Genomic DNA, 7,841 nt, shown 5'->3' with positions numbered 1-7,841 from the left:
GCGATCCAGACCCGGGTCCAGGCGGTGATCAGAGGCAAAAAGTGTTACCTATGTCATCGGTCCAAAACGTTACCAATGTTTCCGGTTGCTCAGGGGGAGGCTTAATCTCATGCGCAAAACAGGCGGATCGTCGCGTCTGGAAATTCTTGATGGCTTTCGCGGCTACTTTCTCATCTTCATGATGATTGTCCACACCGATATGGACTTCGACACCCTGATCGGGAAGCTCAACCACCACAGTTTTGGGTGGGTGGAAGATGCTCAGGGGTTTGTTTTCATATCCGGTGTGGTGGTCGGGCTCGTGTACGGGGGCCGTTTGCTCCGCCGGGGGTTTCCGACCTGCGTGCGGGCGGTCTTCAAGCGGATCGCGACGATATACTCCCATCAGGCGGGGCTGATTCTGATTTTTCTGGCGTCTACGCTGGCGTTCGTGACCGTCGTCGGCCCCCTGCCGGCCGGCCGCTATCTGGCACCGGTCGCCGCGGATCCGCTCACAACCACGGTCAGTTCCTTGCTGTTGGTTTCCGGCACCGCGAACATGGGCATCCTGCCCATGTATATCTGGTTCATGGTCCTGACGCCCTTCGCCTTGTGGATGATCCATCGCGGCAGAGGGCTGGCGGTGTTGGCGATCATGGTCTGCACGTGGATCCTGGGGCAGACTGGCGTGGCGGGGTACGTGATCGGGTTGGCGGAACAAGCGCTGAGCACGCCCGGCCATGCCGTAACATTCGGCATCTTCTTCAATCTGCTGGGTTGGCAGGTCGTGTACTTCTCGGGGCTTTTTTTCGGGTATCTGTACACGGTGGGCCGCCTCAACCTCGATACCCTTCGGGATCCGCAGTGGTACACCGTGTTCAAGATCGGTGTTGGTATGGTCGTCTTCCTGGGGATTCTCGACCGGCTCGTGTGGGGTCAGTACTTTGGGCCCGAGTTCTCCGCGTGGTTCCTGGAGAAAACATCCCGCCGCGATTTTACGAGCATCTACCTCTTTGCGTTCATGCTTGATGTGTTTCTGATCACGTGGCTTCTGGTGGCCGGCAAGACCTGCACGAATCGTCCCGTGGCCGCGCTCGCAATGTTGGTGGAGTGGATCTTCACGCGACGTTTTCTGGTTTTCCTAGGGCAGCACTCCCTTCATGTATTCAGCATGCATATGCTGCTCCTGTACGCCCTGAACACGTCCGGTCTTGCGGAAACCCTCAGTCCCGCGCTCAAGAATATCGTAGTCGTTTTGAGCCCTCTGCCGCTCTACCTCGCCGCGGCCGGTCACGCCTGGGTACAACAGCAGGACGTGCGCAAAACCCAGCGCAGCCAAGCGATCGGCTCTCAGTCCAGCGCCTGACTCCCCCGGTCCGGCTCGTCATGAGGCCGCCCGATCCCGTCCCGCCCGGTCCCGTCCCGCCCGGTCCCGTCCCGCCCGGTCCCTTGTTGCGTCCGGCGCGAACGCCCATTATTCACGGCATGCGCCTCGCGCCACCTATTGCCCGCCGCGCCGCTGGCCCCGGGCCGTCCAGGGAGACCCGAAGACCGATGACACAGCGTTCGACACACGCGCGATCACGCCGAATCCGGCACGGTGTGGCCACGTTCGCCCTGGTGGGCCTGTTGGCGGGCCTGGCCTGGAGCTCGACCGCCGCCACCGCGCCGGCCCTGGCCGATGAGCCGCTGACCGAGGCGCAGAAGCAGGCCGTGCGGGATCTGGTGCGCGAAACGCTGCTTGATGATCCCGAGATCATCGCCATGGCGCTGGAGGCGCTTCAGGACCGGCAGCGCGCGGACGAGACCGCCAAGGCGCGCGCCGCCATTCAGGAGCACATGGACGCCCTGACCGCCGCCGAGCCCGGAGCCGTGCTCGGCAACCCGGACGGCGACGTGACCGTCGTCGAGTTCTCCGATTATCAGTGCGGCTATTGCAAGCGGGTGTTCCCGGACCTGATGACGGCCGTGGAAACGGACGGCAATGTGCGCCTGGTGATCCGCGAACTGCCGATCCTGGGGCCGGACTCGGTGATGGCCGCGCGCGCGGCCGTGGCCTCCCGCGCCCAGGGCCAGTACCCGGCGTTCCACAAGGCGCTGATGGCCCTGCGCGGTGGGCTGAGCGAGGCGTCGGTCCTGCAGCTTGCCGCCGAGGTCGGCCTGGATGTGGAGCAGTTGCGCGCCGACATGGCGGATCCGGAATTGGATCAGAGGTTTCAGAGCAACGTAACGTTGGCCCGGGCGCTGGGCATCACCGGCACGCCGGCCTTCGTGATCGGCGGCGACCTCGTGCCGGGCGCGGTCTCGCTGGATCGCCTTAAGGAGCTGATCTCCGCGGCCCGCACCGACGGGTGAGGGCGGGGGGACCGGGTCTGAGCCGTCGCGGGCTCGCGCGAGTCGGCGTGGGCTCCGTTCTGCTGCTGGCCGGCTGCGCGACCCGCCGCCCGATGACGGCACGCCCGCACGTCACGCCAGCGGCGGGTCCGCGCCTGGACGAGGACGCCGTGGTCGCCGACGACGGGGCCCGGCTGCCCTTGACCCGCTGGTGCCGGGTGGACGAGCCCACCGCCGTCGTGCTCGCCCTGCACGGTTTCAACGACTACGCCAACGCCTTTCAGGAGGTCGGCCCGTTCCTGGCCAACCGGGGCCTGGAGGTCTGGGCCATCGACCAGCGCGGCTTCGGCCGGGGGGCTGGGCGCGGCCTGTGGGCCGGCCTGGGCCGACTGACCCAGGACCTGCGCCTGCTGGTCGCGCTGGCCCGCCGCGCGCGGCCCGGCCGGCGCGTCCTGGTGCTGGGGGAGAGCATGGGCGGCGCCGTGGCGATGGTCGCGGCGGCGGACCCGGCCCGGCCGCTGAACGCGGACGGCCTCGTGCTGAGCGCGCCGGCGGTATGGGGCCGCGATGCCATGCCCTGGCTGTACCGCGCCACCCTCGACGTGACGGCGGCGCTTCTGCCCGGCCTCCACGTCACGGGCGAGGGCCTGGACATCTGGCCATCGGACAACATCGAAATGCTGCGCCAGCTCGGCCAGGATCCCTTGATGATCCGGGAGACGCGGGCCGACACCATCCAGGGGCTGGTCGACCTGATGGACGCGGCGATGCACGCCGCCGCGCGGGTGCCGCCGCCGTTCCTGGTGCTGACCGGCCTAAACGATCAGATCATTCCGGCCGAGCCGACCCGCACCGCGCTCTCCGTAATGGTCGGCGCGGGGGACGATCCGGCGCGCCGGGCCGCGCTGTATCCGGACGGGTGGCACATGCTGTTGCGCGACCTGGGCGGGGTGGTGCCACTGGAAGACATCATCGCGTGGATCGGCGATCCGGGCGCACCGCTGCCCTCCGGCGCGGACGCCCGCGCGCGGGCGTGGCTGGCGGGCCGACTGGACCGGAGCCCGCGCACCCGCCCCGCCTATCCGGCGTATTGACGGCGATCCGCCGGGTTCCGAGAGGGGGGCGTCAGGCCCCGGTCGCGTTGGCGGGGGACGGCGACAGCAGCGCGCCCACCGCCGCCGCGACGTCGGGCTGGCGCATGAACGACTCGCCGATCAGGAAGCGCCGGGCGCCCACGGCGGCCATGCGGTCCAGGTCCGCGCGGGTCTTCAGGCCGCTTTCGCACACCAGATGACGGTCCGCCGGCACATGATTCGCCAACGCCTCCGTGGTGGCCAGATCGGTCACCAGGGTCTTGAGGTTGCGGTTGTTGACCCCGATCAACGGGCAGGGCAGGGCAAGCGCCCGGTCCAGCTCCTCCGCGTTGTGGACCTCGACCAGCGCATCCATGCCCCAGTCGGCGGCGGCGGCGGCCAAGTCTCCCGCCAGCGCGTCGTCCACGGCAGCCATGATGATGAGGATGGCGTCCGCGCCCATGGCGCGGGCCTCCGGCACCATCCAGGGATCGACCATGAAATCCTTGCGCAACACAGGCAGGGCACAGGCGGCGCGCGCGGCCTGCAGATAGGCCGGATCGCCCTGGAAGAACGGTGCGTCGGTCAGCACCGACAGGCAGGCCGCCCCCCCGGCCTCGTAGGCGCGGGCCAACGCCGCCGGATCGAAATCCGGCCGGATCAGCCCGGCGGAGGGCGAGGCCTTCTTGATCTCGCAGATCAGGCCGAACGAGCCAGCGTCGGCCCGCGCGGTCAGGGCGTCCGCGAACCCGCGCACCGGCGACGCGGCGCGCGCGGCGGCGTCCAGATCGGCCCCGGAGCGCGCCGCCTTGCGGATGACCAGATCGTCGCGGGTGCGGGCGCAGATGCGCTCCAGGACGTCGCTCACGCCTCCACCCCCTCGGGTTCGGGCCGGTGGGTGACGACGACCAACTGCTCCAGCGTCCGCCGGGCCGCACCGCTGTCGATGGCCTCCGCCGCCAGGGCCGCGCCGGCCTTCAGATCGGCGGCCTTGCCCGCGACCACCAGCGAGGCGGCGGCGTTCAGCACCACGATGTCCCGGTAGGGACCGGCCGCGCCGTCCAGCATGGCGTGGATCACGGCGGCGTTCTCCTCGGGGGTGCCGCCCTTCAGATCCTCCGGCCGGGCGCGCGGCAGGCCGGCGTCCTCCGGCTGGATGGTGAAGGTCTCGACGGTGTGGCCGTCCCAGGACGCCACATGGGTCACGTCCGTCGTGGTGACCTCGTCCAGGCCGTCGGCGCCATGGACGACCCAGGCCCGATCCGCACCCAGGCGGGCGAACACATGGGCCAGCGGCTCCACCCACGCCTTCGAGAACACGCCCAGCAGTTCTTTGCGGGCGCCGGCCGGGTTGGACAGGGGGCCGAGCAGGTTGAAGATCGTGCGCGTGCCCATCTCCACCCGCACCGGCGCCACATGCTTCATGGCGCCATGGTGACGCTGGGCGAACATGAAGCCGATGCCGGCCTCCCGGATGGCGGCCTCGATGACCGACATGGGCGCGTCCAGATTCACGCCCAACGCCCCCAACACGTCGGCCGAACCGGACTTGGACGACGCCGCGCGGTTGCCGTGCTTGGCGACCGGCACGCCGCAGGCCGCCACCACCAGCGCCGCGCCGGTGGACACGTTGTAGGTCCCGGCCGCGTCGCCACCGGTGCCGACGATGTCGATGGCATCGTCGGGCGCGCTGATCCGGGTCGCCTTGGACCGCATGGCGCGGGCCGCGCCGGTGATTTCCGCCACGGTCTCACCGCGCACGCGCAGGCCCATCAACAGGGCGCCCATCTGGGCCGGCGTGGCCTCCCCCGCCATCAGGGTGTCGAAGACCTGGGTCGCCTGCTCCTCATCCAGCGAGCGGCCCTCGGCCACCACCGCCAGGAGCGCACGGAAGGAAAGGGGATCGGTGGTCATCAGGCGGCCCTCCCGGCCAAAACCGAGTCGAGCGAACGCAAGTCGGCGATGCCCGCCATCTCCAGGAAGTTCCGCAGCATCTGGTGCCCGCCGTCGGACGCGATGCTTTCCGGATGGAACTGGACCCCGTGCAGCGGCAGCGTCTTGTGCGACAGCGCCATGATGAGCCCGTCTTCGGTCCAGGCCGTGACCTCCAGGGTGTCGGGCAGGCTGTCGCGCTCCACGATCAGCGAGTGGTAGCGGGTCGCGGTGATCGGGCTCGACAGCCCCGCGAACAGCCCGGTCCCGGTGTGGTGGATCTGATCGACCTTGCCATGCATCACGGCAGGCGCGCGCAGCACCCGACCGCCCATGGCCTGCCCGATGGACTGGTGGCCGAGGCAGACGCCCAGCACCGGCACGCGGCCGGCGGCGGCGCGAATCAAGTCCAGGCAGATGCCGGCCCGGTCCGGATCGCAGGGGCCGGGCGACAGGACAATCGCCTCCGGCGCGAGCGCCAGCGCCTCATCGACGGTCAGGGCGTCGTTGCGCCGCACCAGCACCTCGGGCCCGAGCTCGCCCAGGTAGTGCCACAGGTTGTATGTGAAGCTGTCGTAGTTATCGATAAGCAGCAGCATATCCGCGCACGCCCCTCTGCCGGCCGGAAGTGCGCAAGAATTGCAGGGGCCGGGGACAGGGTCAAGGCCAGGGTCTTGGGCCCCCGTCTTGGGCCCCGTCTTGGGCCCCGTCGGGGACGGGGCAAGAGGGTAGGGCACGCGCTACGAGGGCGCGAGCAGCTGCGGGGCGTCGGCCGCCCCCCAACAGACCCGGTTGCGCCCCTGACGCTTGGCGGCGTACAGGCGCTCGTCGGCCAGGGCCAGAAGGCGGTCGGCCACGCCCTCCACCTCCGAGGCCCGCGCCAGCCCGACCGAAGCGGTCAGGGACACGGTGCGGCCCTGGCTCACCAGCGGCGTCTCGGCGATGGTCTGCCGCACGCGCTCCGCGATGCGCAGCGCCTCCTCTCCGCGCACATCGGAGACCAGCATGATGAACTCCTCGCCGCCGTACCGGCAGAGCGTGTCGTTGTCCCGGCATTCCTGGCGCAGCACGGCGGCGACATGGCACAGCGCCAGATCGCCGAAGGGGTGTCCGAAGGTGTCGTTGATGCTCTTGAAGTGATCGAGGTCCACCATCAGAAGGGCGACCGAGTCGAGCCGCCGCCGCGCCCATGCCAGACGCCGCTCCAGCACCCCCATCAGATAGCGCATGTTATAGAGCTTGGTCAGCGCGTCGTGGACCGCGTTATCGAACAGGCGATCGAAGGAGAGCTTTTCCGCCGCCGTCACCATGGCGAACTTGAACGCCACACTCAGACCCAGCCCGACCACGTCCTGGTTGGACAGACCATGGCGTCGGACCCGCTGGCCGTTGACGAACAGGCCGTTGGAGGAGCGCAGATCGAAAATCTCCACGCCGTCCGGCGCGCGGACGCAGCGGGCATGGTGGCGGCTGACCGTCGATTCGAGAAACCGTATGTCGCACTCGTCGGCCCGGCCGATCAGCGTCTCGCCCCCATCGAGCACATGAAGCCGCCCAGCCTCGTGCCCAGCCAATACGATCAGACAGGGCACCAACGGGCCGATGTCAACCGTGTTCGCGATCCCCCGTTCCAACTGGGTGATCACGCTGTCGGTCATATCGTCAGTGGAGGAGATCACGTCACAAAACCCACCCTACCGCGTGGTCAATGAGACGCGACCGGCGGACACACCCCCAGCCATAATCCCACGGCCATCCCCGAGTCTATTCGTCTAGCATTCTATCTCGTCTAGCATTCCATCGCTTCGGTTTGAAAAGCGGCAGCCGTCGGCCCCGGCGACGGTTAAAATTCCACACCCTTTTGCCCCTTCACGCCGCTGCGAAAAGGGTGCTTGATCAGCTTCATCTCGGTGACGAGGTCGGCGGCCTCGATCAGCGGTTCGCCCGCGTGGCGGCCGGTCATCACAACGTGCTGCAAGGGCGGACGAGCGGCGATGGTGTCCAGGACCGGATCCATCTCCAGATAGCCATAGCGGAGGACCACGTTGATCTCGTCCAGCACCACCATGGCATAGGCCGGATCGGCCAGCATTTCCGCCGCCAGTCCCCAGGCCCGTTCGGCGGCCGCCACGTCACGGGCGCGGTCCTGGGTTTCCCAGGTGAAGCCCTCGCCCATGGCGCGGATGGTCACGAGATCGGGATAGGTCTCCAGCACGGTCCGCTCGGCGGTGTCCATGGCGCCCTTGATGAACTGCACCACGCCGACCCGCATGCCGTGGCCGAGGCAGCGCAGCACCATCCCGAAGGCGGCCGAGCTTTTGCCCTTGCCGGTGCCGGTGTGGACGATGAGCAGGCCCTTCTCGCCGCTCTTGGCGGCCATCATGCGGTCCCGCGCGGCCTTTTTCTTGCGCATCTTGGCGCTATGGCGCGCGTCGTCCTCGCCCTCCGGCGACGCGGTATCCGGCGCGTCGGGCTCCGGGGTCTCGGCGGGGGCGGCGGGAACATCCTCGGTCATGGGCGCGG

The 7,841-nt window shown here is 68.8% G+C and carries 8 protein-coding genes; 3 read left to right on the top strand and 5 right to left on the bottom strand.

Going from position 1 to position 7,841, the window contains the following annotated elements; genetic code table 11:
- The first annotated feature begins 109 nt into the window (after positions 1-109).
- The 3 genes from opgC (at position 110) to GGD82_RS11700 (ending at position 3,407) form a co-directional block, all read left to right on the top strand.
- Entirely contained in the window at positions 110-1,345 is a 1,236-nt protein-coding gene (opgC, locus tag GGD82_RS11710; RefSeq protein ID WP_150061838.1) for an OpgC domain-containing protein, read from the top strand.
- Between the two features lie 188 nt (positions 1,346-1,533).
- Positions 1,534-2,334, top strand: coding sequence for a DsbA family protein (locus GGD82_RS11705; protein WP_150061837.1), 801 nt, complete (start codon positions 1,534-1,536; stop codon positions 2,332-2,334).
- A gap of 47 nt (positions 2,335-2,381) precedes the next feature.
- Positions 2,382-3,407: an alpha/beta fold hydrolase gene (locus GGD82_RS11700; RefSeq protein ID WP_246163784.1), complete on the top strand. Its 1,026-nt coding sequence runs from the start codon at positions 2,382-2,384 to the stop codon at positions 3,405-3,407.
- Between the two features lie 31 nt (positions 3,408-3,438).
- Here GGD82_RS11700 and trpC read toward each other — a convergent pair whose 3' ends face one another.
- The 5 genes from trpC to cobO all read right to left on the bottom strand — a co-directional run bounded on the left by trpC (position 3,439) and on the right by cobO (position 7,833).
- Positions 3,439-4,254 (bottom strand): indole-3-glycerol phosphate synthase TrpC, encoded by an 816-nt coding sequence (gene trpC / locus GGD82_RS11695; RefSeq protein ID WP_150061836.1) that lies wholly within the window; start codon positions 4,252-4,254, stop codon positions 3,439-3,441.
- On the bottom strand, positions 4,251-5,300 hold the full coding sequence (gene trpD, locus GGD82_RS11690; protein WP_150061835.1) for an anthranilate phosphoribosyltransferase: 1,050 nt from the start codon (positions 5,298-5,300) through the stop codon (positions 4,251-4,253). The genes trpC and trpD overlap by 4 nt, the downstream gene beginning before the upstream one ends.
- Positions 5,300-5,917, bottom strand: a complete 618-nt coding sequence (locus GGD82_RS11685) for an anthranilate synthase component II (RefSeq protein ID WP_150061834.1) — start codon at positions 5,915-5,917, stop codon at positions 5,300-5,302. The genes trpD and GGD82_RS11685 overlap by 1 nt, the downstream gene beginning before the upstream one ends.
- Before the next feature lie 141 nt (positions 5,918-6,058).
- Positions 6,059-6,997, bottom strand: coding sequence for a GGDEF domain-containing protein (locus tag GGD82_RS11680; protein ID WP_184013273.1), 939 nt, complete (start codon positions 6,995-6,997; stop codon positions 6,059-6,061).
- 164 nt (positions 6,998-7,161) lie between these two features.
- The gene (gene cobO / locus GGD82_RS11675; protein WP_150061832.1) at positions 7,162-7,833 is read right to left on the bottom strand and encodes a cob(I)yrinic acid a,c-diamide adenosyltransferase; all 672 of its coding nucleotides are present in this window, start codon (positions 7,831-7,833) and stop codon (positions 7,162-7,164) included.
- Positions 7,834-7,841 lie beyond the last annotated feature (8 nt).

Origin of the sequence: Roseospira marina (assembly GCF_014197855.1) — a bacterium.
Lineage (GTDB): Bacteria > Pseudomonadota > Alphaproteobacteria > Rhodospirillales > Rhodospirillaceae > Rhodospira > Rhodospira marina.
Note: the sequence above shows the minus strand (reverse complement) of the source record. Positions and strands in the feature narration are given on the sequence as shown.